Annotated in this window: 23 protein-coding genes; 11 read left to right on the plus strand and 12 right to left on the minus strand. The window is 36.2% G+C overall.

The features are described 5' to 3' along the window. The first annotated feature begins 95 nt into the window (after positions 1-95). The gene (gene ade, locus DU508_RS20215; protein ID WP_115404579.1) at positions 96-1733 is read left to right on the plus strand and encodes an adenine deaminase; all 1638 of its coding nucleotides are present in this window, start codon (positions 96-98) and stop codon (positions 1731-1733) included. A gap of 1 nt (position 1734) precedes the next feature. On the opposite strand, the gene DU508_RS24375 is transcribed toward ade, so the two are convergent. The 6 genes from DU508_RS24375 to DU508_RS24215 all read right to left on the minus strand — a co-directional run bounded on the left by DU508_RS24375 (position 1735) and on the right by DU508_RS24215 (position 5738). After that, positions 1735-1875: a hypothetical protein gene (locus DU508_RS24375; protein WP_394341380.1), complete on the minus strand. Its 141-nt coding sequence runs from the start codon at positions 1873-1875 to the stop codon at positions 1735-1737. Between the two features lie 49 nt (positions 1876-1924). Then, positions 1925-2080 (minus strand): DUF5615 family PIN-like protein, encoded by a 156-nt coding sequence (locus tag DU508_RS24000; protein ID WP_199562753.1) that lies wholly within the window; start codon positions 2078-2080, stop codon positions 1925-1927. Continuing rightward, positions 2080-2316: a DUF433 domain-containing protein gene (locus tag DU508_RS20225; protein WP_115404580.1), complete on the minus strand. Its 237-nt coding sequence runs from the start codon at positions 2314-2316 to the stop codon at positions 2080-2082. The genes DU508_RS24000 and DU508_RS20225 overlap by 1 nt, the downstream gene beginning before the upstream one ends. Before the next feature lie 38 nt (positions 2317-2354). Further along, positions 2355-2963, minus strand: coding sequence for a SprT-like domain-containing protein (locus DU508_RS20230; protein ID WP_115404581.1), 609 nt, complete (start codon positions 2961-2963; stop codon positions 2355-2357). 46 nt (positions 2964-3009) lie between these two features. Continuing rightward, entirely contained in the window at positions 3010-3387 is a 378-nt protein-coding gene (locus DU508_RS20235; RefSeq protein ID WP_115404582.1) for a GxxExxY protein, read from the minus strand. Between the two features lie 83 nt (positions 3388-3470). Next, positions 3471-5738, minus strand: coding sequence for a helix-turn-helix domain-containing protein (locus tag DU508_RS24215; protein WP_115404583.1), 2268 nt, complete (start codon positions 5736-5738; stop codon positions 3471-3473). 784 nt (positions 5739-6522) lie between these two features. Between DU508_RS24215 and DU508_RS20245 the strand changes: the two genes are divergently transcribed. From DU508_RS20245 to DU508_RS20255, 3 genes are all read left to right on the plus strand, one after another. Next, positions 6523-8106 carry a peptide chain release factor 3 gene (locus DU508_RS20245; RefSeq protein WP_115404608.1) on the plus strand — a complete coding sequence of 528 codons (1584 nt, stop codon included), beginning with the start codon at positions 6523-6525 and terminating at the stop codon, positions 8104-8106. Between the two features lie 53 nt (positions 8107-8159). Beyond that, complete coding sequence (locus tag DU508_RS20250) at positions 8160-8528, plus strand: hypothetical protein (protein ID WP_115404584.1); 369 nt, start codon at positions 8160-8162, stop codon at positions 8526-8528. A gap of 100 nt (positions 8529-8628) precedes the next feature. Continuing rightward, positions 8629-9234: a thioredoxin family protein gene (locus DU508_RS20255; protein ID WP_115404585.1), complete on the plus strand. Its 606-nt coding sequence runs from the start codon at positions 8629-8631 to the stop codon at positions 9232-9234. Positions 9235-9376: 142 nt separating this feature from the next. On the opposite strand, the gene DU508_RS20260 is transcribed toward DU508_RS20255, so the two are convergent. Next, positions 9377-9658, minus strand: a complete 282-nt coding sequence (locus tag DU508_RS20260; RefSeq protein ID WP_115404586.1) for an ATP-dependent Clp protease adaptor ClpS — start codon at positions 9656-9658, stop codon at positions 9377-9379. Between the two features lie 135 nt (positions 9659-9793). Here DU508_RS20260 and DU508_RS20265 point away from each other — a divergent pair, with 135 nt between their 5' ends. The 4 genes from DU508_RS20265 (at position 9794) to DU508_RS20280 (ending at position 13535) form a co-directional block, all read left to right on the plus strand. Beyond that, a complete protein-coding gene (locus DU508_RS20265) occupies positions 9794-10840 on the plus strand; it encodes a 3-oxoacyl-ACP synthase III family protein (protein WP_115404587.1) in 1047 nt (348 codons plus the stop codon). 160 nt (positions 10841-11000) lie between these two features. After that, positions 11001-11453, plus strand: coding sequence for a D-aminoacyl-tRNA deacylase (dtd, locus tag DU508_RS20270; protein WP_115404588.1), 453 nt, complete (start codon positions 11001-11003; stop codon positions 11451-11453). 224 nt (positions 11454-11677) lie between these two features. Beyond that, a complete protein-coding gene (locus DU508_RS20275) occupies positions 11678-13219 on the plus strand; it encodes a glycosyltransferase family 39 protein (RefSeq protein ID WP_115404589.1) in 1542 nt (513 codons plus the stop codon). Then, positions 13209-13535, plus strand: a complete 327-nt coding sequence (locus tag DU508_RS20280; protein ID WP_115404590.1) for a nucleotide pyrophosphohydrolase — start codon at positions 13209-13211, stop codon at positions 13533-13535. Before DU508_RS20275 ends, DU508_RS20280 begins: the two co-directional genes overlap by 11 nt. Before the next feature lie 30 nt (positions 13536-13565). Here DU508_RS20280 and DU508_RS20285 read toward each other — a convergent pair whose 3' ends face one another. Further along, positions 13566-13904: a DUF4286 family protein gene (locus tag DU508_RS20285; RefSeq protein WP_233509689.1), complete on the minus strand. Its 339-nt coding sequence runs from the start codon at positions 13902-13904 to the stop codon at positions 13566-13568. A gap of 23 nt (positions 13905-13927) precedes the next feature. Then, the gene (locus tag DU508_RS20290) at positions 13928-15751 is read right to left on the minus strand and encodes a tetratricopeptide repeat protein (protein ID WP_115404592.1); all 1824 of its coding nucleotides are present in this window, start codon (positions 15749-15751) and stop codon (positions 13928-13930) included. A 266-nt stretch (positions 15752-16017) separates the two neighbouring features. Between DU508_RS20290 and DU508_RS20295 the strand changes: the two genes are divergently transcribed. From DU508_RS20295 to DU508_RS20305, 3 genes are all read left to right on the plus strand, one after another. After that, positions 16018-17904 (plus strand): S9 family peptidase, encoded by a 1887-nt coding sequence (locus DU508_RS20295; protein ID WP_115404593.1) that lies wholly within the window; start codon positions 16018-16020, stop codon positions 17902-17904. A gap of 3 nt (positions 17905-17907) precedes the next feature. After that, positions 17908-19575 carry a sensor histidine kinase gene (locus DU508_RS20300; protein WP_115404594.1) on the plus strand — a complete coding sequence of 556 codons (1668 nt, stop codon included), beginning with the start codon at positions 17908-17910 and terminating at the stop codon, positions 19573-19575. Between the two features lie 298 nt (positions 19576-19873). Then, positions 19874-20563, plus strand: coding sequence for a response regulator transcription factor (locus DU508_RS20305; RefSeq protein WP_010599064.1), 690 nt, complete (start codon positions 19874-19876; stop codon positions 20561-20563). Positions 20564-20659: 96 nt separating this feature from the next. Here the strand turns inward: DU508_RS20305 and DU508_RS20310 are convergent, their stop codons facing one another. The 3 genes from DU508_RS20310 to DU508_RS20320 all read right to left on the minus strand — a co-directional run bounded on the left by DU508_RS20310 (position 20660) and on the right by DU508_RS20320 (position 24741). Beyond that, the gene (locus tag DU508_RS20310) at positions 20660-21922 is read right to left on the minus strand and encodes a metallophosphoesterase (protein ID WP_115404595.1); all 1263 of its coding nucleotides are present in this window, start codon (positions 21920-21922) and stop codon (positions 20660-20662) included. 97 nt (positions 21923-22019) lie between these two features. Beyond that, positions 22020-23504: a sigma 54-interacting transcriptional regulator gene (locus tag DU508_RS20315; RefSeq protein ID WP_115404596.1), complete on the minus strand. Its 1485-nt coding sequence runs from the start codon at positions 23502-23504 to the stop codon at positions 22020-22022. Between the two features lie 139 nt (positions 23505-23643). Next, positions 23644-24741, minus strand: coding sequence for a vWA domain-containing protein (locus DU508_RS20320; RefSeq protein WP_115404597.1), 1098 nt, complete (start codon positions 24739-24741; stop codon positions 23644-23646). Positions 24742-25465 lie beyond the last annotated feature (724 nt).

Here is a 25465-nt window from a genome sequence, read left to right on the forward strand (position 1 = left end):
TTGTAATAACTGGTTAATTGTATGTGTTAGCCATCAAATCAATTAACCGATTAAACGTTTTATACAATTAACCATTTTATACAATTAAAAAACAAATGAGCAATTTTAAAGTCGAAGGAAACATTGTAGATGTCACAAAGCGAAATATTTTCTTTGGCGAAGTTGAGGTAGAAAATGGCAAAATAAAGTCCATTAACAAAATTTCCGAGCAAAAGCCGAACAACCATTTTATCTTACCAGGGTTTATTGACAGTCATGTTCACATTGAAAGCAGTATGCTGGTTCCCAGTGAATTTGCAAGATTGGCAGTTGTTCACGGAACTGTTTCTACAGTGAGCGATCCACATGAGATTGCCAATGTTTGTGGAATGAAAGGTGTGGAATTCATGATTGAAAACGGCAATACTGTTCCGTTTAAATTTAATTTTGGTGCACCAAGTTGCGTGCCTGCAACGATTTTTGAAACGGCTGGTGCTGAACTGAATTATCATGATGTTAAAGCACTCTTACAGCGTTCCGAAATAAAATATTTGAGTGAGATGATGAATTTTCCGGGCGTGCTTAATAATGATGAAGAGGTTTTAAAAAAGATTGCTGCTGCCCATGAATTGAACAAGCCTGTTGATGGACATGCGCCTGGATTGCGAAACAATGCCATTCAACAATACATTGATGCTGGAATTTCTACTGATCACGAATGCTTTACAGCTGAAGAAGCTTTAGATAAGCTACAGCGTGGAATGAAAATTCTTATTCGCGAAGGAAGCGCTGCAAAAAACTTTGAAGCTTTAATAGATTTGTTAAACGATTGGCCGGAATTGATCATGTTTTGCAGCGATGATAAACATCCGGATAGTTTGGTTGAAAGTCACATTAACGAGCTTTGTGAGAGAGCAGTAGTTAAAGAAATAGATATTTTTAATGTTTTGCAGGCAGCCTGCATCAATCCTATCCTTCATTATAAATTAGATGTTGGTCAGTTGCAGGTTGGCGATTATGCAGATTTTATCATTGTAGAAGATTTAATAAAATTTAAGGTTAAGCAAACCTATATTGATGGAATGCTGCTTTCTGAAAATGGGAAAACAGTTGGTAACTGGGTACAGCATGTGGAGGATCAGGAATCGGTAAATCATTTCGATTGCAGCTTTAAAAAGGAGGAAGATTTTATTTATCCTTTCTCAGGTCAGGAAGAAATTCCGGTTATTGAAGCTTTGGATGGACAACTAATTACAAACAGATTAACCGAAAAGCCAAAAGTTTCAAACGGAAATATTGTTAGTGATCTGGAACATGATGTACTGAAAATGGTTGTGGTAAACCGATATCATGATGCACCTGTTGCTGTTTCATTTGTGAAAAATTTTGGATTAAAAAGGGGGGCAATTGCATCAAGCGTTGCACATGATAGCCATAACATTATTGCAGTTGGGGTTGATGATAAAAGCATTTGCGATGCAGTGAATCTGGTAATTAAAGAAACTGGCGGTGTTGTCGCTTTAGGCAATGATAGAGAGGAAGTTCTGCCTTTGCCTGTTGCGGGATTGATGAGTAATCAAAATGGTTATAGCGTTGCTGAAAGTTATACTTCAATTGACAGGTTTGCTAAAGAGCTGGGCTCTACTTTAGCCGCTCCGTTCATGACACTTTCTTTTATGGCGTTACTGGTTATTCCGCGTTTAAAGTTAAGCGATAAAGGTTTGTTTGATGGAGATGAGTTTAGGTTTGTGTAATTTATTTCACTCCCTCAATCCGGTCGGCAAAGACATTAATTAATTTAAAATCTTTGTTAAGCTCAACTACTTGAGGCCATAATCTGTTAAGAACTTCATGAAATTGATTCATTTTCATATTTCCTAGCTTGATATGAATCACTTTTGGAGGCGGATTATGAAGTAAAACACGTGCAGAGAAATCACTATCTTTAGTAATTGATAGTCAGGTTTTCCAATTTGGCATATTTCCAAATTTCAGTGTCTGACAATTCATCGTCCAAATCATATTGGTGGATATACTCATCAGTATTCCATAGGGAAAAGAATCGGGGTAAATTTACATCAATGAGGAACCTCTTTTTCATTAAGCCACTGCCTGCTTAATCACAAAACTATGGTTCATTAGTTCAGTTGCATAAAGCATACAAGCAGTAATGTCTTCTGCCTCTAAAGATGGGTATTGTTTTAAAATTTCATTTGGGGTTTCACCAGCAGCTAGAAATTCCATTATAGTTTGTACTGTAATTCTTTTACCTCTTATAATGGGTTTACCTCCGCAAATATTTGCATCAATGTATATCCGATCAAAAATCTTTTCCATAACATAAAGTTAATCAATTAGTTTAATTTCCGATAATCTTAATCTATCAAGAAAACCTCAGCCAACGGATTAAAAAGATAAATCCGCTTATCATCCTGGCAAACACAACGGTAGCGCTTTCTGATGCGTTCGCCTTTGGTAAAACGGCGGCCATCTTTAATTTTAAAGGTAGTGTTCAAAGGCAATTGCTCTAAATGTAAAGTCTCCGTTTTTTTGGCATCATACTTTTTTAAAGCACGTGATAAATGCAAATCCGAACAACTGGATGCAGCAGGATTAGACATGTAATTATCGATAGCATGGTGAACATCATCAGGGAAAATATTCATTTCAAAAAACGGAACCATCATTCTTTGAAAGTTTTTCTTCCATTCTGAACCATGAGGTTTAACCTTGTTTTTGAAATCGTTCCAGGTTAATAAGTGCGCAAACTCATGTACCGTTGTAACCAGAAAAGCATAATTATTAAGGTTAAAATTAACTGATATCCGGTGGCCTTTATCACGGTAAGGATGGCGATAATCGCCGAGTTTAGTAGAACGGGTTTTAGCGATTTTAAATTCGCATTGAAAATAATCTATCCACTTTGCAATTAACGGTGCTGCCTGTTCCGGCATGTATTGCGCTAAAACTTTAACCTTTTCCATTTAACCGCAAAGTTCGCAAAGTTTTTCGCAAAGAAACAAAGAAAAGCTACAGGCCATAAGCAATTCGTTTTAATCCATCTTTTAAAAGCGTAACATTGAAATTCATGAGTAAGCCCAATTTATAATTTCCTAATTTCATGTAGGTTAAAGTTTGAGCCAAATGAACATCATTTAGAACCTCAACACTTTTTAACTCTAATACTAGTTTGTTTTCGACTAAGATATCAATTCTATACCCACATTCTAATTTTATACCTTCAAAAATAAGCGGCATAATTTTTTCTTTTTCAACAAATAGCCCGGCTTTAGCAATTTTATAAAATAAACATTCTTTATAGGCGCTTTCCAACAAACCAGGACCTAAAGCACTATGAACCTCGATTGCCAATCCGATTACAATTCTTGATAATTCATTCTCATCCATATAATTTATTAGCGCTATATTCAAATATTTGCTTTGCGTTCTCTGCGTTTCTTTCCTTTGCGTTCTTTGCGGTTAAACCTGCTTTATTCCTCCGATGGAAACAACGAAGCCAACACCAGTTTAATCTCGCCAAAAGAATAATCCTTGCCTAAAAAATCTCTAATCGTAGCCATCGATTTGGTTTTCTGGCTTTCAACAGCATCTGCAATGTTTTTGATTTTATTCGGTTTAACTAATTTGGCCACATCCAATTGCTGGGCAGCAACGTAATAGGCCAAATGTCCCTCTATTGTACCAACTGAAAAACCACGTTCTCTGGCGATTTCTTCGAGGGTTTTGCCGTGATTATAAAGCTCAAAACTGATTAGTTTCGTGTCAATTTTTGGTTCCTTTTTTTTCTTGTCGGCTGCAGATTTAACCTTGAGTGTAATGCCTTTCAGTTGTATTGCTTTTTGTAGTTGCTCATTGCGCTCTGAAGTATTCAGCAGCGCATCAGTATCTGCTTTGCTAAATTCTTTCCCATCAATTATGGCCAGCAATAAAGCTTTACTTTTGTGCATTTTTTTAAGCTGTTCATAAACCAAAATCTCGAGCTCAAGCAATTCAGTTAAATAAGTTTTAATTTGTTTTTCCTCTTTTATAGATTCAATATGAGCCAGAAACCGGTCTGAAATGCCTTTAATCAAAGGATTGAAATATTTTAAAGCTGCTTCCACCCGTTTTGAAACATTGAAAAGTGTATGATCAGTTTGTTGGGCAAAAAGACCTTTCAATTGATTAATAAAAGTATCGGCGGTTGCAGTGATCTTTTGAAAATCTGCATATAATTCCATCGTCCAATGATCATATTTCTGCTTCACAGATTTTTCGCCTTTATCAAAAGTTTGAAGATGCTCTTTAATGTAATATCTGATGAGATTTAAATCAAAAGCAGCCAGTAAATATGTTCTGATAAAATCGAAACGCTCAGTGCTCATCTGCTCAGATAATACTGCTGCAGGTTGCTTGGTTTTAGAAAAATAATGAATATTCTGATCCTGCTGTAAGCCGCTATCACGAAGATGCGAAGTTAATACCAGGCCTTTTAACGAACGCAGGCGTGATAATGCCACATACGCTTGTCCGGGAGCAAATGCATCTCCAACATCAATAATGGCTTTATCAAAAGTTAGGCCCTGGCTTTTGTGAACGGTAATTGCCCAGGCCAGTTTAATTGGATACTGAACAAACGAGCCGGCAACATTTTCATCAATCTCATTGGTTGCCTCATTTAATTTATACTTTACGTTTTCCCAGGTGTAAGGCGTAATCTCTATTACAGTTCTGTCTTCAGGCAATTCAATTTCAATGGTGTCTTTTTCTATATGATGCACAATGCCGATTTTTCCGTTGTAGTAACGTTTTTCAGCTGTCATATCATTTTTAATGAACATGATTTGAGCACCAACTTTAAGCTCTAAACTTTTATCATTCGGATAGGCATATTCATTAAACTCACCTTTAATTTTGGCATCGAAAAAATAAGATTTTGTGGTTAGCTGGCTTAACCTTTCTCTGTTAATGCTGTCTGCTTTATTGTTGTGCGTTGTTAACGTGATATAGTTTTCGTCATGCGAAGGTTTAAAATCCTGTTTAAAGTGCTGACGCAATAACGCTGTATCTTCAGGGGTAATTTTATTATTCCGGAGATTATTTAGTAGGTCAATAAAAACGGCATCATCCTGCCGGTAAATTTTATCCAGTTCAATATAAACAGGCGGATTATTTTGCAAGGCCAAAGCATCAAAAAAGTAAATACTTTTATAAAAGCCGGCCATTACTCTCCATTCATCATTTTTTACTACGGGGGGTAACTGATGTAAATCGCCTATGAATAATAGCTGTACACCACCAAAAGGAATGTTTCTGTTTCTTCTGATATAACGTAAAGAGAAATCAATCGCATCAAGCATATCTGCACGCAACATACTCACTTCATCAATTACCAAAAGTTCCAGCTCTTGTAACATGCGGCGTTTATTGCCTTGCATGTTTAAATGTTTAACAATCGTTCTTGGGGTGTTAAAATTAAAACTGATGTTTTCGTTGATTAAACTTCCGGCAGCATCAGGAAAAAAAGCACCAAAAGGCAACTGAAAAAGAGAGTGTATGGTTACTCCTGCGGCATTAATGGCGGCTATACCCGTAGGCGCACAAATCATAGCTTTTTTATGCGTGAGTTTAATCAGTTTTCGTAGAAAAGTAGTTTTTCCTGTCCCCGCTTTTCCAGTTAAAAAAACGTGTTTCGATGTATAATTGATGAACTTTGCCGCAATTTCTGCTGGCATAGAAGTTTCTTCTAATATTGGCATTGGCAATAAAATTTAGTTTGTTTAATTTTGGAGGGATAATTAAAGCTAAACATTTTAGTACAAAAATAGGCATGATTTATAAGATAATTCAGTTATCGGTTAGAAATTGATTTCATTTTTTGGAAATGAGCGTTTGGTTTCCATGGGGAAAGCAGCCCTGCCTTTCGCTAAATCTTTTTATTTTCAAGTTTAACAACTCTCTTTCTATATTGCTGCCAGAGTTTTCAAACTTAAAAATGGAAAAAGGATATTGCTCCATTCAGGTTTATAAACAATGTTTGGAGTTTTTTGTGGTGCTTATTCAAAATTTGTATGAATACTTATGTTGCTGGGTTTAACCCAAAAGCCAATACTAAACGTAGTAGATTTGCAATAGAAGGCACTACTCCCCACCTAATTTAGGAGGGGTTGGGGGTGTTAAAATGTTGAGTAAGAATCACTGAAGAAGTTTTATAAACCTGACAGTAATGAAAATCCTTTTTGAAGGTGTTGCGCAAAAGATTGCTTTGTGGTTCCTCCCCGCACGGACGGAAACGGAGCAAAGAAGAAACCGCAAAAAGATTGGAATGTATGGCGGGACTGCTCGCTCCGAAGAACTACTGTTATTGCTTTTCCTAACATGATTTTCAAGATTAATATGGTTATGCCACAATAAACAATTAACCAGTTCAAACAGTTAACCAAAATTCTTATCTTTGCAGCCCGATGAAACAATTATATTCAAATCTTATTGCAGTTAAATTCCTTTAACCAGGTTTCATCATCTTTTTTATCCAAATTTATTATGCTTAACCCCGAAATAGAAAAACGCAAAACCTTTGCCATTATTAGTCACCCTGATGCTGGTAAAACCACTTTGACTGAAAAATTCCTGCTCTTTGGTGGTGCCATCAATACCGCAGGAGCAGTAAAGAGGAACAAGGCGAATCAAAGTAATACTTCTGATTTTATGGAGATTGAGAAACAACGTGGAATTTCAGTTGCAACCTCGGTAATGGGTTTTGAGTACAGTGGAAAACGCATTAATATTCTGGACACACCTGGCCACAAAGACTTCGCGGAAGATACTTACCGAACCTTATCGGCGGTGGATAGTGTAATCCTGGTTGTTGACTGCGTGAAAGGTGTTGAGGAACAGACTGAAAAATTAATGTCAGTTTGCCGTATGCGTAACACGCCAGTGATCATTTTCATTAATAAAATGGATAGAGAAGGTAAAGAAGCTTACGATTTGTTAGATGAAATTGAGGAAAAACTGAACATCAGTTTATGCCCGCTTTCCTGGCCAATTGGGCAAGGACATACTTTTAAAGGCGTTTACAGCATCTACAATAAACATTTAAATCTATTTAATTCTGATAAAACCAAAGTAACCGATTCAGTTGTGGCGGCGAATGATTTGGATGACTCCTCATTATCGGATTACCTTAAAGAAACTGAAATTAGCACATTGAAAGATGATGTTGAACTTGTTGACGGGATTTATGGTCAGCTGGATAAAAGTTTATATACTGAGGGTTTATTAGCGCCTGTTTTTTTCGGGAGTGCCATTAACAACTTCGGAATCAAAGAGCTTTTGGATACTTTTATCGATATCGCTCCGAGCCCGAGACATAGAGAGGCAGAAGAACGGGATGTAAAAGTTGAAGAGAAAAACTTCAGTGGCTTTGTGTTTAAAATCCATGCCAACTTAGACCCAAAACACCGCGATAGAATTGCTTTTCTGCGTATTTGTTCAGGGAAATTTGAGCGTAATAAATTTTATTATCATACCCGGCAGGATAAGAAGCTGAAATTTGCCAACCCCATGGATTTTATGGCAAATGAAAAAAGTATTGTTGATGAGGCCTGGCCGGGTGATGTAGTTGGCTTATATGATAGCGGAAACTTCAAAATTGGAGATACATTAACCGAAGGTGAAAAGTTACAGTTTAAAGGAATTCCGAGTTTTTCTCCATCAATTTTTAAAGAGGTAGAAAACATGGACCCAATGCGTACCAAACAATTGGAAAAAGGTATTGAACAATTAACGGATGAAGGGGTTGCGCAATTGTTCGTGATGCAACCTGGTAACAGAAAGGTAATTGGTGCTGTTGGTGAACTTCAATTTGAAGTTATTAACTTTCGTTTAGAACATGAATATGGCGCTAAATGTCGTTTCCGAACATTGAGTTATACACGTTCAAGCTGGGTAACTTCTGCCGACCGGAAGAAATTGGATGAATTTGTAAAACGCAAGCAACAACATATCGGGTTTGATAAAGAGGCGAATCCGGTTTATTTGGCCGATAGTGAGTACATGATCAATTTAACCAAACAGGATTACCCGGATATTGATTTCCATAAAACAAGCGAGTTTAAAAGTTAATCTGCAACCAAAATCTTTAAATCTTCGTCTGATTAATAATAAACTAAAAAATTATGAAAAATAAAGTTTTTGCCGTTGCTTCAGTGTTGGTATTTACCTTAATAATCTCTTCTTGCGCAGTTTTACCAACCAATCCGAAGTCATTGAATATTTTGATTCCTTTGGCGCCGAATAAAAAACTAACTGTAAATCTGTTAGATAAATCAGCGTTTAATGTAGATATTGAGAATCCTACTAATGATACGCTAATCATTAAAGGCGCCAATAATGATCAGGCTGTTGTAAATAATAAGATAACCCTATCTGTTTTACCCGGAAATAATGTTGAGATTCTAAATGTTTCTAAAAGTAATATCAAACCAGTGATTAGGGTATATAACCACAAAGCAAAAGTAATTACGAAGGTTTCTGAAATTAAATAGAAATCGCAGGTTGATTTTAGGGGATGAATCAAATTGCAAATCAATGATTAATTTAATGGATTTTCTACTTTCCTTTGCGCTGTAATTTTTAAAAAATATTATGGTTAATTATAGCGAAATTTTCAGTGAGCAAGGGATTGATTATTTAACTTATCGTGCATTGGTTGATCAACTTTTGCTGGAAGGTAAAACTACTGGTCCGGATGATTCAGAGGCGATGCTTCATTACAGTAAAATGAATGTACAACGCATGAATAGGGTTGATAAAACCGCTAGCCTGACGGATGAATTAACCACAACCATTAATAATTTAAAAGAAAATTATAAGTTTTTAGTAATTACTGAAGGTTGGTGTGGCGATGCTGCTCAAATTGTTCCGGTATTCAATAAAATTGCTACTGAATCATTAGGTAAAATTGATTTGAAATTTGTGCTACGCGATAAAAACCTGCCATTAATTGACGCACATTTAACCAATGGAGGAAGAGCAATACCTGTTTTAATCATTTTAAATGAAGCCGTAGATCAAGTTTTTGCAGCCTGGGCACCAAGACCGCAGATTTTACAGGCGCTTTTAAAAGAGTGGAAAAAAGAAATCACAGAAATGCCGGTTATTGCTGAAAAACTTCACGGTTGGTATGCAAAAGATAAAACGCAAAGTACACAGGCTGAGTTAAACGAGCTTTTGAAAGGCTTAGAGGGATAATACAAGCCTATCTTTTTCTACCAAGATTCTTACCTGATCCGATTTCAGGGTTTGATAAGTAGAATAGATGCTGAAATGAATTTACTTCTTGGCTTTCCGCTTCGCTATAGGTCAGCATGACAGATGCACTATAGAATAGTGCTTAATCAACAGAAACGGTCAAACCTTCTTGTTGTAAAATTTTGCGGTATACTTCCATTTCAGTGAAAGAACCTTCTAAAACGGGGCATTTCCCTTCATTATGGACTTTCCAGGCAATTTTTTCTGACTGAGATTCGTTATAATCCAGGTATTTCATCATGCAATAAATAACATGATCGAAAGTATTTACATCATCATTCCACAAAATTAGGCGATGTACAGTTTTTAAGGAAGTTAAAATTTCTTCGAGTGTAAAGGTTTCTTCTTTTGTTTCTGTAGACATGGATGCAAAAATAACTATTTTTATGGAAGATGTAATATGTTAAATGGAAGATATACTTTACAACTCGCTTAAATGGCTTATCTTACGTTTTCCATTTGATATTAATACATTTGCTAACCAAATACTAATAATAATATGCATCAATCTAAAATTGCCGGAATAGGTTATTACGTCCCAAAAAATATATATACCAATAATGATTTAAGTCGGTTCATGGAAACCAGCGATGAATGGATTCAGGAACGTACAGGCATTAAGGAGCGTCGTTTTGCCGATCGCAATGAAGAAACGACCACTACAATGGGCATTGAGGCGGCAAAAATCGCCATTGAAAGGGCCGGAATAACAGCAAAGGATATTGATTTTATTGTTTTCGCCACTTTAAGTCCCGATTATTATTTTCCGGGTTGCGGCGTTTTACTACAGCGCGAAATGGGTATGGGCGAAATCGGGGCTTTGGATGTTCGAAACCAATGCTCAGGGTTTGTGTATGCACTTTCAGTAGCCGATCAGTTTGTAAAAACGGGGATGTATAAAAATGTTTTGGTGGTTGGTAGTGAGAAACATTCATTTGCGATGGATTTCGAAACCCGTAGCCGCAATGTATCTGTAATTTTTGGAGATGGGGCAGGAGCTGTTGTATTACAACCTACCAACGAAAAAGGGAAAGGAATTTTAAGCACACATTTACATAGTGATGGTGCCGATGCAGAAATTTTAGCCATGTATTATCCGGGTTCTCATGCCAATAAATGGATGAAAGATAAACCTGCTTTTCCAGATCAGGAATTGGGCGGTTTATTTATGACTCCTGAGATTTTAGAAAGTGGAGCCGCTTTGCCTTATATGGATGGTCCATCTGTTTTTAAAAAAGCAGTGGTAAAGTTTCCTGAGGTAATTAAAGAGGCTCTTGCCGCTAATCATCTTACCGAAAAAGATATTGATATGCTGGTGCCGCATCAGGCGAATCTGCGTATCAGTCAATACGTTCAAAACTTATTAGGTTTAAGCGATGATCAGGTTTTTAATAACATTCAAAAATACGGAAATACCACTGCAGCATCTGTTCCCATTGCTTTGTGTGAAGCCTGGGAGGCTGGAAAAATTAAAGATGGCGATTTAGTTTGCCTTGCCGCCTTCGGCTCAGGTTTTACCTGGGCGAGTGCGCTGATTAGGTGGTAAGATTTTAGTGGGCAGGTATCGGGATTTTAGTATCAAGTATCAAGATTGGGTGCATAATCGCATCTTAATTGCTTAGCTTTATTCTCTGGTTTCTCCGCTTTATTCTTTCTGCTTTTATCCTTTTACTCCTATATTCGCTTTAGTCTTTTAGCTTTAAAAAATGCGGGCAGTTTTACAAAGAGTTACACAAGCAAGTTGCACTGTTGATGGAAATATTACTGGACAGATAGAAACAGGATTTGTAGTACTTTTAGGCATTGAAGATACCGATTCAACTGAAGATTTAGAATGGCTTGCACAAAAAATTGTAGGCATGCGGGTTTTTGGCGATGAAAATGGAATGATGAATAAAGCACTTGCCGATGTTGACGGAAACATTCTTTTAATTAGCCAGTTTACTTTGTTTGCCGCTACAAAAAAAGGAAATCGGCCTGGTTTTACCCGGGCTGCAAAACCAGATATTGCGATTCCACTTTATGAGAAAATGATTGAGAAATTATCTATCTTAACAGGAAGAAAAGTACAGACTGGAATTTTTGGTGCAGATATGAAGATCGCTTTATTAAATGATGGCCCGGTTACGATTTTAATTGACACAAAGAATAAGGAATAATTAAAATTTAAACTATGCGATTGTAACTAATTAAGCAGTGAGCTGTCAAAAATCATAATTAATCTATTCAAGAAACTGTTTAAATTTTGAGGAATTAAATTGTTTGGTTCGTGAAGACACGAACCAAGGCATCGAGCCGCGATACGTTCCTCACGCACCGTTGAGTTGTAAAATCGATAAGCCATTTTTAAACAGTTTCAAATACTTTTTGAACTTAAACGAATATGAAGGATAAAAACCCGAACCAGCTTACAGAATATAGTTGTCTTGCGTTTTTCCTAATTTTAAAATTAATTTTATCTTTTGTATTGGTTAATTCAGTTTACGAATTGCACAGAGATGAATTTTTACACCTCGATCAGGCCAATCATTTAGCAGCGGGTTTTACTTCGGTTCCACCGCTTACCTCATTATTTTCGTTGATTATTAAAGCCTTAGGAAATGGTTATTATGTTGTTAAATTTTTTCCTGCTGCTTTTGGTGCGCTAACTATTCTGTTTAGCTGGCAAATTGTCGATCACCTGAAAGGGAATTTACTGGCAAAATGTTTAGTTGCCATTGCCTGTATTTGTTCTGCATATTTAAGACTGAACACGCTTTATCAACCCAACTCTTTTGATGTTTTAGCCTGGACGGCCGTATTTTATTATCTGATCAGATTTTTTGATAAACAGGAACCAAAATACCTTTACTACTTCGCAATTTCGGTAGCACTTGGTTTCTTAAATAAATATAATATTATTTTCCTGTTGATGGGATTATTGCCTGCAATCATTATTAGTCCTACCAGAAAGATATTTACTAATAAACATCTCTATTTTGCAATTATTTTAGGTTTAATCATTGTTTCTCCAAATATTGTCTGGCAAATTAATCATGATTTCCCGGTGCTTAAGCACATGAAGTTGCTTGCGAGAACGCAACTGGTGTATGTTAATCGTAATGATTTCTTTATTAATCAATTTCTGTTTTTTGCTACAGGTATTTTCGTTTTGCTTGCTGGAATTGGCACTTTACTTTTCTATAAGCCTTTTGCTAAATATCGGTGGGTAATTTTAACCTATATCTTCACTATATTGATTTTCAGTTATTTCAAGGCCAAAGATTATTATGCGTTAGGATTATATCCTGTTTTATTGGCTTTTGGCGCTACATACTTTGGGATTATTTTTTATAAACGCTATGTATGGATTGTTTTGCTTTTAGCTTTTACCATCGGATCATTTATTTATGTTTTGCCTTTAATAATGCCGCTTTATTCTCCCGAAAAAATTATTGCAAATCAAAAGCGATTTGAAAGAGTGGGTATGTTGCGGTGGGAAGATGGCAAAAACCATCAGCTGCCTCAGGATTATGCCGATATGCAAGGCTGGAAAGAATTGGCAGCACTTGTTGATATCGCTTACGGAAAGGTTAAAGATAAATCGGTCCTGCTCGTACGTGCCGATAATTACGGACAAGCAGGTGCAATTAATTATTATTCGAAATTTAAAAATATAAATGCGGTTTCTTACAATGCTGACTACTTGTATTGGTTTAAGATGGATAAGCCGGTTAAAGATTTAATTATGATCAGTGGATCGTACGACGAAGATCCAAAGCGTAAGAGAGAACAGCCTTTTTTTGCTAAGATTACCAAAATTGGAGAAATAAAAACGCCCTATGCGAGGGAAAAAGGAGCAGGTGTTTTCTTGCTCGAAGATGCCAGCATTGATGTGGACAGCATCATAAAATCAGAAATAGAAGAAGAAAAAAATGACCATTAACGAAGCACAGGAAACAGTAGATCAATGGATCAAAACCACCGGTATCAGGTATTTCAATGAATTAACCAATACTGCAATTTTAATGGAAGAGGTTGGCGAAGTTGCCCGGATAATGGCTCGCAAATATGGGGAGCAATCTTTTAAAAAGAGTGATGAAGAGGTAAATCTGGCTGATGAAATGGCCGATGTGATGTTTGTGCTGATTTGTCTGGCCAATCAAACCGGTATTAATTTAACCGATGCTTTGGCAAAAAACCTAGAAAAGAAAACTATTCGTGACGCCAATAGGCATAAGAATAATGAGAAGTTAAAATAAGTCTGGCGCCGCTGGTCAAAAGTTCGGAGTCTAGCCGATAAACTCCATTAAAGTTCTGTAAGCCACAAAACGATTTTTAAATTTGGTGTTTAATTTTTCTTGTAATGCAGGTGCATAAACACTTTGATACTCATTATAATGATCCAAAGTTTCAGCAACATATTGCGCACAATAGGTTACACCCTCATTTGGAGAATCTACAACTTTTAGCAATCTGTTAGATACAAACATCCCGGTCGCCATTACTTCCGGAATATGAATTTCCTGCATCCATTGCAACCATTCTTCGGCTGCATGATCATCTAAAATTAGGGTAACGTTGTACAAAAACATATCGCAAAGATAAATAAATATGTGTTGATGTTTCATGAATAGTGACGATTCATGTTGATCTAAACCCCATCGCCTCTTAAACTCCTGAATCTTTTTCGGGCTTCTGCACTAAACATGCTTCCAGGATAATCGGTTATCAGTTTCTGAAAGTAAAGCTGTGCCTGAGCGATATCATTAAGTTTTTTCTCATATAAATCGCCAAGAGTAAATAGTGCATCATCAGTCCAAATGCCATCTTTAAATTCTTCCGTTACTTTTTTAAGAATATCTGCTGCTTTTTGGAAATCATTTGATTTAATCAGGATTCTCGCTTTAGTCATCAAAACCGCGTCAGCCAATCCATGATTAGGAAAAGCAATCGCAATGCTATCTAATTTTTTTATCGCTTGTGCAGGAAGATTTCGAAAAATCAACATCTCTGCATCTGCATACATTTTCAATGCATTGCTATCCGTTGGTGTTTGAATGTTATCCGTAATTAATAAACTTAAATTTAAAGCATCATTCGCAATCAATTGTGATGTTGCAGCTTTTAAAACCTGGCATTGGCCATTACTATAATCAAAATTTCCCTGATAAAAAGAAAGTTTTGCGCTACGGAAACGGGCTTCGTTTCCAATCGGCTGACCTTCAAATTGCTTGCTTACCTGCTCATAAGCTAAAAAGGCTTCCCAGGGCTGATTGGTTAAAATGTAAATATCGCCCAAATCTAATTTTAACTGCCCAACATCCTGAACAGTTAATCCAGGTATTTGCAAGGCCTCTTCTAAGCCCTTTTCGGCCTGATCAGCCTGCCTTAAGTAATAAGCCCGAAGGTTTGCTAATTTCTTAATTGCAAATAGGGTATTTTTATTTTTACCATTTTCGTCAATTAAAGACTGATAATCTTTTGCCAGTAAATCAAGATCAGATACAGCGTATTTTCCTGAAGTTTGCATGTTGTATTTAGTATTCAACATTTCAATCTTCGATGGTAAGTAATACTGATTATCTTTTCCCTTGGTTAATAAATAATCATAAGCCTTAATTGCGGTTTCATAAGCTCCGTTATCAACAAACGTAGAAATGGAATTGAATAATGTTCCTCCATCTGCTTTTGTGCGTTTATCAAAAGCAATTAACTGGCGTAGCGCCATATCATATTCCTGCTGTTGAATATAATTCCAGGTTAATAGTTGAATATAGATTTCAACATCTGGTTCCTTCTGAATTTTCCTGAGTATTGCTGTCTGAAAAGCCTGATAATCTGTTTTATCCTCAAAAATCATTGGAAGCACTGCCTCAGCCTGAGTTAAAATTTGAGGAATACTGGGTAATGCATCCAGATACTCCTGCATAAGCATTGGTTTATCCTTTTTAAAACGATAAATATTTAACAACTCAAAAGTAAACAACTGATCGTTTCCTAAAAGTTTTCTTCCTTGTTTAAAAGTTTGAACTGCAAATTCATAATTTTCGAAGCGATAAAAACTATTGGCTAAATTTCTAATCCTGAATTCATCCTTTGGGAGTTTGTTAATGACCTCATTAAATATTTTGCCGGCATTTTGAGTATCGCCCTTTTCCTGATATAACTTGCCCAAAGCAATGGGATAAGCATCATTAGAAGGGTTTTGCTTAAGCAATTTTTTAACAAGCTTTTCAGCCTGATCATACTGTTTAAGTTTTAATAACGAGTTAAAGTATAAATCAAAATAGCCTTCACTATTAGGCTTAAGGAATAACTTTTCTAATAAAACAGCGGCTTTTTCATAATCACCTTCCTGATAATATTGGATGGCTAAAGCACTTTCATCCTGACCAACCTGCAGATTCGGCCGAAATATTTGTGCACTGGCTCCAGTACTAAAAATTAAGAATATGATGAGCAGTATGCGATTCATTTTATTGCGGTATGTGCTTAAAAGTAATTAAAAATGGCGAAAGCTGAAAACCCAAAGAAAAAACGGCAACTAAAAGGGTTTAGTTTACACAAGCCTCAGGGTAGCCTTAATTCTAATAATAATGTTACCTGTATTTTATTTTGTCTCTATCTTACTAAATACTAAATTGAGCCCCCAGGCTATGTTTCTATAAGTAACATTGTTAGTGTAAAGTGTGGTTAACTAGCTGAGATATTTATTTTTGTTATCCCCTCAGGAAATTATTTATGTTAAAGAGAATTATTCTATTGGTTTTGGTTGTTTCGATTTGGGCTTGTAAAAATCCAAAAAAGGAGCAGACTATACCCGTTGATGATTTTTTTAAAGCATTTGATAAGGCTTACTACCACATTTCGCCAGATGGCAAAAGCCTCTCTTATTTAAAACTTCAGGATAAAAAACTCGATCTTTTTGTAGATGATCTGGCAACTGGAAACAGCGTACAGTTAACTCATTTAAGTGAAAAAACGATAAGTTTTCATTTCTGGACGAGCAATAATGAGTTGATTTATTATACCGAAGATGACTCGAAAGAAAGGCGATCGGATATTTTTGTGATCAATAAAGATGGAAGTAAACAAATCCAGTTAAGTTCCAATGAAAAAACGAGGTTAAGGGTAATTGAAGATCAGTTAATTGATGATAAATACATTATTGTTGCTTCCAACAAAAGAGATTCAACTGTTTTTGATGTTTATCGTTTAAATGTCCGCAATGGACAAATGGATATTGCTGCTAAAAATCCAGGGAATATTACAGAGTGGATGACCGATAATAAGGGTGTTTTAAAAATCGCTGTTGCCAGTGATGGCGTAAACGAAACGCTGATGTACAGGGAAAATGAAAACCAGTCTTTTCAACCTGTAATCAGTAATAATTTTGAAACAACCTTACAGCCAATTGCTTTTTCAGAACAGGAGCCAAATGTGCTTTACGCAATTTCAAATGTTAACCGGGATAAAAATGCGTTGGTTGCTCTGGATTTAAAAACAGGCAAAGAAAAACAGGTTCTCTTTGCAAACGATACCTTAAATGTTGTTGATGCCAGGTATTCGCGAACACAAAAGAAGATGATATTTGTGACTTGTGAAACCTGGAAAAAGGAAAAATTTTATCTGGATGATGATTCAAGGCGTACTTACGGAAAAATAGATCAGCTTTTACCGGGGTCTGAGTGGAGAATAATGGACAAAGACAAAATGGACAAGGTTTTTGTGATCAGAACCTTTACCGATAAAAACCCAGGTTCATATTATTTGTACACAGCAAGCGATAATAAGCTTAAAAAGCTTACTGATATTAACTCATCAATAAAAGAAGAAATGATGAGCGATATGAAGCCAATAAGCTTTAAAAGCAGTGATAGTTTAACCATAAACGGCTATTTAACCTTGCCTAAAAATAAGAAAGCAACTAATTTACCAGTTGTTGTAGTACCGCATAATGGTCCTGGTGGGCGAAACAGTTGGGGTTACAACGCCGATGTACAGTTTTTAGCCAATCGTGGTTATGCAGTGCTTCAGGTGAATTACCGGGGATCAACAGGCTATGGAAAATCTTTTTATGCAGCAGGCTTTAAACAATGGAGTGATAAAATTCAGGAAGATGTAAATGATGGCGTGCGTTGGTTAATCGATCGCAAGATTGCCAATCCTAAAAAAATAGCGATTTATGGAAACGGATTTGGTGGTTATATCGCATTAAATTGTTTGTATAAAAATCCCGATCTTTATAGCTGCGGTGGATCAAACTCTGGTGTAATTAATTTATTTAGTTATCTGAAAACAATTCCGCCATTTTTAAAATCAAACCTTCAAATGTATTACGAAATAATTGGCAATCCGATAACGGATACAGACTATATGCGTTTTGCCTCGCCTGTTTTTCATGCCGATCGATTTAAAACACCGCTTTTTATTGCTCAAAATCCCAAAGATCCGCGGGTAAATGTTGCTGAAGGAGTCCAGTTTATTAAGGAGTTGAAAAAAAGGAATGTTCCGGTAACTTATATCGAAAAAGAAGAGGGGCCAAACCCGGTATTACGCCAGCAAGGCAGAACCGCTTTATATAAAGCCTTAGAAGAATTTTTAAAAACAAACCTGAGTAAGAAATAGGTTATGGCCCTGGATAAGAAAAATGGTTACCGGAAAAATTTCTCACTAGGTGTTACCTTTATCATACTCATCTCCATTCTTTTTGTTCTCTCTTTATTTCTGGCATTCAACTTCAGTAAAAAATCCATTGAGAATGAATTCGTATCAGAAAAAGTAAACGTTTTAGAACAAAGTATTAAGGCATATAATGATTTCTTTCAAAACAAAATGCCCGAGATTTCATACTATAACGGCTTTTTAGATTCGGCAACAGCTGCGAAATTTGTAGATACCATAACTATAAAATACCCATTCGTTTCTAAAGTTACTTTTTACGATACTGAAGTAAAAAACGTACCGGTAAGAGATGGAATGAATGTGGGGAATTTATCAATCGGTCCAAAGTCTATTTTTCAATTTGGTAAAAATGTATCGCCTGATTCTGTAAAATTATTTTCTGAATACGATACAAGATCTTTTAAAGTCGGAGATGATTTCAATGCCATGGCTTATAAACTGGTAACATTTGTCGATCAACTGGATACTGCAGTTGTACCTACACAAGAAGAACTGTTTACCAATTTTTCTGTGGTTAAATCAAATAAAATCACTTATTTGAATATACCAAGGCGGGAAGATTTAAAAATTTATAAAAACATGATGCGGCATAAGCTTAATCCGCTACCCATCTACCAGCAAGATATGCTGGTTTTTCAGCTTGATCCCAATAAAATAAAAGTCATTAATACCAGGCCATTGCTTTACCAGAAAATTGAAGTTGAACCTTTAACTTACGATCCGATTGATACTTCTGATGAAAATATGACCACAGAAATAGCGCTACCAGGCGCATTCTCAGATTTTAAGCTTTATTTTACCTCTTCAAAATCATATATTAAAAAGGAGATCTTTATCTATTTCATGCCAATTGCATTAGTGTTGTTATTGGTTTACGGCGTTTTGTTATTGGTCGCCTTTCTAATTTACCGGAACCTGAACATCAACAGTAAAATGTTTAAACTGCAATATGATTTTGTGAACAACCTTACACACGAGTTTAAAACTCCGGTAAGTGTAATTAAAATTGCTGGTAATAACATTAAAAGCGCAACCGCCCTCAGCCAAAAGGAACAACAGCTTTACGGTAAAATTTTAGATGAAGAAGCTGATAAATTAAACGGTTTGATGAATAAGCTGCTTGCTTTTACTCAAATTGAAAACAAGGCGATCAAGCTGAATCAGGAGGAGGTTAATATTGAAGATTTTATAGCCAGTACAGTAGAATCGCACACGCTGAAACATCCTGATTTTAAAATAACTTACGAGGTGGTTGGTTTTAGAACCTTTATCACAGATCCGGTTTTATTGGGTAGTTTATTTGATAACTTAGCCGAAAATGCCTATAAATATTCTAAGCCTGCCAATAAGAAATTACATATTAGTGCAAAATTAATAAAGGGAGTATTGGTTTTTCGTTTTACCGACAAGGGAATAGGAATACCATCATCAGAATTAAATAATATCTTTAAAAAGTTTTTCAGAATACAGAATGAGTATAACCAAATGGGAAGTGTAGGACTAGGTTTGGCTTTCTGCAAAGAACTGGTTAACTTTATGCAGGGAGAAATCTCGGTAAAAAGTAAAGTAGGGCGTGGCACAGAGTTTAAAATTGTGCTGCCTTATAATAATTGAAATGTTGTGAAGTTCGAATGTTGTAATGTTACCTGACAAACTTTCAAATAAAGTAGTTGAAACTTAGCAGTGATTAAACAATTGTAATTTTGAATGAAGTAATGTTACCAAGTAATCATAAATATAATAATAATTAAAATTGAAATGTTGTAAAGTTCGAATGTTACCTTGACAGACTTTCAAATAAATAGTTGAAACTTAAAAATGTTAAATATTGTAAAATTAAATGTGGTGATGTTGCCTTTAACCTTACATTACAACCTTTTAACTTTATAACTCATAATAAACACACATATAAATGTCTAAAGAAGTAAAAATATTAATTGTTGAGGATGATGAAAATCTTCGCTTTTTGGTAGCACATCGATTAAAAACTGAAGGCTATAATGTACTGGAAGCTAACGATGGCGAATCGGGCGAGCGAATGATCATTGCTGACCAACCTGATATTGTTTTGTTAGATTGGATGATGCCTGGAAAACAAGGCGCTGAGGTTTGCGAAAATGTACGTAAGCAGGGCTTCGAGAATCTGATCATTATGATGACTGCAAAAGCGCAGGATGTAGATAAAATTGATGCTTATAACTTTGGCGCATCAGACTATATTACCAAACCGTTTAACATGGATGTATTGGTGGCGATGCTGGAAAGTAAAGTGAAATTTATTGTGAACAAGGATACCGCCGAAATTCATCGTTTCGGTAATATGGAGCATCACCCTAACATTCATACCTTATTTAGAGATGGGAAGAAAATTGAGTTAACCATATTGGAAAATCGTATTCTGCTGTATTTCTTGCGCAATCCGGGTAAAGTAATCAACCGTGATGAGTTGATGCTGGTGGTTTGGGGTTATAATTCTGATGTGAACACCAGAACGCTGGATATGCACATTGTTCGCTTGCGTAAAAAAATAGAATTGAACCCTGATAATCCTCAGCTATTGCAAACTGTACGTGGTGTAGGATATCGCTTTAACGCGGGATAGAAATAGTGATTGAATTAGCGATTGAGTGAATTTTACGACATGTAAATTCATTCAATCATTCATTATTCTCTACCTCAAAAATTCAATTGTTTCTGATTAAGCTCTTTTTAAAGTGAAAATTGTTATTTCAGGTAAAATTCCTACCCTGCCTGGGTAACCTAAGAAACCATAGCCAACATTAACATAAAGCTGTTGTTTTTGCTCCTGGTATAAACCTGCCCATTCTTTATAAATATATTGAACCGGGCTCCATTGGTATTCTTTCAGGCGAACACCGAACTGCATTCCGTGGGTATGGCCGCTAAACATAGCATCTATTTGCGGGTATTTCTCTAAAACTTCGCCCCGCCAGTGTGATGGATCATGACTTAATAAAAGTTTAACTGGTAAATCATCGGTATTTTTAACGGCCAGTTCCATTTTACCATATTTAGGAAAACGACCCATTCCCCAGTTTTCGATGCCCAGAATCCCAATTTCTTCACCATCAACCTTTAGTCTGCGGTTTTCATTCATTAATAAATCATAACCCATGATTTTATGCACATCAACCATATCTTTAAGGTTTTTTACCTTGGCAGGAGATGATTCTCTTCCAAAGAAATAATCGCCATAATCATGGTTTCCTAATGATGAATAAACGCCAAGTGGTGCTTTCACTTTTGAAAAAATATCCTGATAATCCCTTACTTCATTCGTTAGATTATTTACCAAATCTCCGGTAAAGAACACAAAATCCGGTTTTTCGGCCAACAACATTTCTACACCACCTTTAACTGCGGTTTTGTTATAAAAACTACCAGAATGGATATCAGAAATTTGTGCCATCGTTATTCCATCAAAAGCTTTTGGAAGGTTAGGCAGAATCAGGTTTACTTTTCTAATTTGATAATCATAAGCACCGGAAATGATGCCCCAGCTTAATGATGTTAATGGCACAGCCGCTGCTACTAAACCTGCTTTAACCAAAAATTCTGAACGCGAAATGGTTTCAATATCTGCCGGAACATTTTTTTCTGTTTTTTGGGCTGGCTTAATTCCCCTGTTTTTTTTAAACAACCAGATGAACAATCTTCGCAGATCATCAATGAGCAAGAATGGTAACATGGCTAGTTTACAGGCTACCGTTAAAAAGAAAGCAACTAAAATAATGGCTCTTAAAGTGAGAAATAAGTTTAAATAAATGCCGCAGAAAACACCAAGAATTAAAAGTAGGCTATAACCCCAATATAAAATTCCGAATACTTTTTTTGTTTTGTGCCCCCAGTTTTTGAAAACAGAGATAATGGCTTTGTAACAGTATATATCAAAAGCAATAATAAATATGCTTGCAGTTACTAATATTGGTAATCTTCCCATGTTATAGGACTAATATTTTAAATAAAAAGCTTTGCCACTTTCTTTGCGGGGAAAGTTGTCAAAGCTAATAAATTAAAGAAATTAAAATATTTAATTGTTATCTGAAATCATCTTCATCTTCTTCATCAAATTCAGCATTAAATAAACTGCCGAACATATCAGAGAAACCAAAGCCGCCATTTAAGTAGTTTTTGCTTAACTGAGAATACTCTGCTAATCCATGCAACACAAATTCCATTAAAAGCAAGGTTTGATTTTCGCTTAATTTAGGATGGAATTTCTTCACTAAATCATATAAGCTTGGTACAAGCATTAATGCTTTTTTGTATTGAGCATTGGTTAAAGTATCGGTCACGTCGAGATTATTTCCTTCGGTAAACCACTCGGTAATTTCGGTATATGGATTTGCCGTTTTGCTTTTTTTGGCCCTTTCCGGATCTGGAAAATAACGGGCAAATAAGGTTTTAACTGCTTTCCCAATTAAAGTAGTGGCCACATGCGCCGGACCTTCCAGTTCGCCTTCATAAACCAATTCTATTTTACCCGTAATTGCAGGAATAATTCCAGCTAAATCTGATAAACGGACAAATGTGTTCTTCTCGCCTGAAATTAGCATTCTACGTTCGGCAGTACTGATTAAATTCTCGTAAGCAGAAATGGTTAACCTTGCCGAAACACCCGATTTTTGATCGATGTATTCACTTTTACGGGCTTCGAAAGCAATCTGTTCAACCAGATCTTTTACCAATCCATCGGCTTCAATATTTGCTTTTTGTTCTTCTGTTATTCTGGCTTCCTGAAAAGTGATTTTACGGGAAATCTCGATGCTTTTAGGGTAGTGTGTTAAAATCTGGCTTTCAATCCTGTCTTTCAATGGTGTAACAATACTTCCACGGTTGGTGTAATCTTCAGGGTTTGCCGTAAACACAAATTGAATATCCAGTGGTAAACGTAATTTGAAACCACGAATCTGAATGTCTTTTTCCTGTAGCATGTTAAATAATGCCACCTGAATCCTTGCCTGTAAATCGGGGAGCTCGTTAATGACGAAAATGCTGCGGTGCGCACGGGGAATTAAACCAAAATGAATTACACGTTCATCGTTATAGGTCAATTTTAATGTTGCGGCCTTAATTGGGTCGACATCACCGATTAAATCTGCAACGGTAACATCTGGCGTAGCTAATTTTTCAGTATAGCGTTCACTGCGGTGTAACCAGGCAATTTCAGTTTCATCGCCTTTGGTTGCAATTTCGTTTTTTGCATACCAGGAAATCGGATTTAATGGGTCATCGAAAATTTCACTTCCTGCAACATAAGGAACAAATTCATCTAAAAGATTAACCATTAAACGGGCAATCCTGGTTTTTGCTTGTCCGCGTAAACCCAAAAGTAATATGTTGTGGCGAGATAAAATTGCAGTTTGCAGCTCTGGAATAACTGTTTCATCATAACCAATAATGCCTTCAAACTCTGTTTTTTTATCTCTAAGCACCTTGATCAGATTGTCTCTAAGTTCTTCTTTAACAGATCTTGATCGATATCCCGTAGTTTTTAATTCGCCTAATGTGGTGTTTTGCATCTTTTAGTTTAAATGTTGTAAGTTAATAAGGTTAAAAGTTTCCGTCTAAATAAGTGTAAACTCACTCCAATCTTTCTTGTTACTTTGTAAGTGTCTGTTAAAGCCTTTAATCTTCCGACTTCGGACTAAAGACTTCGGACTATTTAACTGTCTTACGTCTATTTTTAATGTAATCTTCAAAAATATATTCACCCAATCCGTTTAAAGAACTGTAAAATGCTCTTCCGCCATTAATTTCTGTAAACTGGCGTACAAATTGTTGCAAATAAGGATCTTTTGCGATCATGAATGTGGTAATAGGAATTTTCAGGCGTTTGCATTGCGCTGCCATGTTTAAAGTTTTATTAATTACCTTTCTATCCAGCCCCATACTGTTTTTGTAATATTTGCCATTTTCTTTCAAACAAGTCGGTTTCCCGTCTGTAATCATGAAGATTTGTTTGTTATGCGTTTTTCTTCTGCGAAGCAAATCTGCAGCTAATTCCAATCCTGCATAAGTATTGGTGTGGTAAGGGCCAACCTGCAAATAAGGCAAATCTTTAACGGTAATCGGCCAGGCATCATTACCAAAAACCACTATATCCAAGGTGTCTTTCGGATATTTTGTTTTAATCAGTTCAGCCAGGGCCATTGCAACTTTTTTAGCTGGTGTAATTCTATCTTCACCATATAAAATCATTGAATGGGAGATATCAATCATCAAAACAGTGGAAGTTAAGGTTTTAAAATCTTTTTCTTCAACCTCAAGATCTCTGTCGGTTAAAGTAAAATCGCTGATTCCATGATTAATCTGAGCATTTTGGATAGATGCAGTCATATCAATCTGATCTAAACTATCTCCAAAATTATATTCACGTCTATCGGCATTTTTCTCTTCTCCAATACCAGACTGGTTGCTGTTGTGGTTTCCCCTGCCTGATTTTTTTAGCTTTCCAAAAATTTCATCGAGGGCTGATTTGCGTATGGTTTGCTCTGTTTTGGCTGTGATTTTAAATTCACCTGTTTGATTATTTTCAGTTAAGTAGCCTTTATCTTTAAGGTCATCAATAAAATTCCCGATGCCATAATCATCGTTGGTTAAATTGTATTGCTTATCGAGTTCGTTCAGCCAGCTTAAAGCTTCTCCCGCATCACCTGCAGTATAATTAAGCAATTCGCTAAATAATTTTAACAAATCTTTAAATCCACCCGCTGGCGTATTGCCTGGATTATAATCAGAAAAACGAAAACCTCTCATGTGCTTGTATTAACGAATTATCGAAGATAAAAGTTTCGATTTGTATTAATTTAAGCGGGGTGTCATATTTGGGAGGAGCAGAGGATAAAATTGTGATGGCAATGGTTGTCCTGTACTTGTTTCGGAACTAAGTAGCATAGTTGCCAGGCAAGAAAGATCAAGTTCAGCATGACGTGGTGGTTAGGCATGATGCATAAAACACCAAGCAAGACGTGATGGGCACAATGCCTAAAACACCAACCATGAACGATCGTCATCCTGAACGTGTTTCAGGACCTTAATAGCATGAACGAATAGCAGGAAAGATGCTGAAACACGTTAAGCATGACGTGGTGGCTAGGCATGATGCCATAAAACACCAAGCAAGACGTAATGGGGCAGAATGCATAAGCACCAACCATGAACGATCGTCATCCTGAACTTGTTTCAGGACCTTAATAGCATGAACGAATAGCAGGAAAGATGCTGAAACACGTTCAGCATGACGTGGTGGCTAGGCATGATGCATAAAACACCAAGCAAGGCGTAATGGGCACAATGCATAAGCACCAACCATGAACGATCGTCATCCTGAACTTGTTTCAGGACCTTAATAGCATGAACGAATAGCAGGAAAGATGCTGAAACACGTTCAGCATGACGTGGTGGCTAGGCATGATGCATAAAACACCAAGCAAGGCGTAATGGGCACAATGCATAAGCACCAACCATGAACGATCGTCAT

The organism is Pedobacter chinensis, assembly GCF_003339865.1.
Lineage (GTDB): Bacteria > Bacteroidota > Bacteroidia > Sphingobacteriales > Sphingobacteriaceae > Pedobacter > Pedobacter chinensis.

What these genes read in the sequence shown, in the direction of transcription:
- DU508_RS20275 (WP_115404589.1), top strand. Translation starts at nt 11,678, where the DNA reads ATGAAGGATAAAAACCCGAACCAGCTTACAGAATATAGTTGTCTTGCG.
- DU508_RS20260 (WP_115404586.1), bottom strand. Translation starts at nt 9,658, where the DNA reads ATGTCTACAGAAACAAAAGAAGAAACCTTTACACTCGAAGAAATTTTA.
- DU508_RS20315 (WP_115404596.1), bottom strand. Translation starts at nt 23,504, where the DNA reads ATGCAAAACACCACATTAGGCGAATTAAAAACTACGGGATATCGATCA.
- DU508_RS20265 (WP_115404587.1), top strand. Translation starts at nt 9,794, where the DNA reads ATGCATCAATCTAAAATTGCCGGAATAGGTTATTACGTCCCAAAAAAT.
- DU508_RS20225 (WP_115404580.1), bottom strand. Translation starts at nt 2,316, where the DNA reads ATGGAAAAGATTTTTGATCGGATATACATTGATGCAAATATTTGCGGA.
- DU508_RS20285 (WP_233509689.1), bottom strand. Translation starts at nt 13,904, where the DNA reads ATGAAACATCAACACATATTTATTTATCTTTGCGATATGTTTTTGTAC.
- DU508_RS20320 (WP_115404597.1), bottom strand. Translation starts at nt 24,741, where the DNA reads ATGAGAGGTTTTCGTTTTTCTGATTATAATCCAGGCAATACGCCAGCG.
- DU508_RS20310 (WP_115404595.1), bottom strand. Translation starts at nt 21,922, where the DNA reads ATGGGAAGATTACCAATATTAGTAACTGCAAGCATATTTATTATTGCT.
- DU508_RS20250 (WP_115404584.1), top strand. Translation starts at nt 8,160, where the DNA reads ATGAAAAATAAAGTTTTTGCCGTTGCTTCAGTGTTGGTATTTACCTTA.
- ade (WP_115404579.1), top strand. Translation starts at nt 96, where the DNA reads ATGAGCAATTTTAAAGTCGAAGGAAACATTGTAGATGTCACAAAGCGA.
- DU508_RS24000 (WP_199562753.1), bottom strand. Translation starts at nt 2,080, where the DNA reads ATGAAAAAGAGGTTCCTCATTGATGTAAATTTACCCCGATTCTTTTCC.
- DU508_RS20300 (WP_115404594.1), top strand. Translation starts at nt 17,908, where the DNA reads ATGGCCCTGGATAAGAAAAATGGTTACCGGAAAAATTTCTCACTAGGT.
- DU508_RS20230 (WP_115404581.1), bottom strand. Translation starts at nt 2,963, where the DNA reads ATGGAAAAGGTTAAAGTTTTAGCGCAATACATGCCGGAACAGGCAGCA.
- DU508_RS20290 (WP_115404592.1), bottom strand. Translation starts at nt 15,751, where the DNA reads ATGAATCGCATACTGCTCATCATATTCTTAATTTTTAGTACTGGAGCC.
- dtd (WP_115404588.1), top strand. Translation starts at nt 11,001, where the DNA reads ATGCGGGCAGTTTTACAAAGAGTTACACAAGCAAGTTGCACTGTTGAT.
- DU508_RS24215 (WP_115404583.1), bottom strand. Translation starts at nt 5,738, where the DNA reads ATGCCAATATTAGAAGAAACTTCTATGCCAGCAGAAATTGCGGCAAAG.
- DU508_RS20295 (WP_115404593.1), top strand. Translation starts at nt 16,018, where the DNA reads ATGTTAAAGAGAATTATTCTATTGGTTTTGGTTGTTTCGATTTGGGCT.
- DU508_RS20255 (WP_115404585.1), top strand. Translation starts at nt 8,629, where the DNA reads ATGGTTAATTATAGCGAAATTTTCAGTGAGCAAGGGATTGATTATTTA.
- DU508_RS20245 (WP_115404608.1), top strand. Translation starts at nt 6,523, where the DNA reads ATGCTTAACCCCGAAATAGAAAAACGCAAAACCTTTGCCATTATTAGT.
- DU508_RS20305 (WP_010599064.1), top strand. Translation starts at nt 19,874, where the DNA reads ATGTCTAAAGAAGTAAAAATATTAATTGTTGAGGATGATGAAAATCTT.
- DU508_RS20235 (WP_115404582.1), bottom strand. Translation starts at nt 3,387, where the DNA reads ATGGATGAGAATGAATTATCAAGAATTGTAATCGGATTGGCAATCGAG.
- DU508_RS20280 (WP_115404590.1), top strand. Translation starts at nt 13,209, where the DNA reads ATGACCATTAACGAAGCACAGGAAACAGTAGATCAATGGATCAAAACC.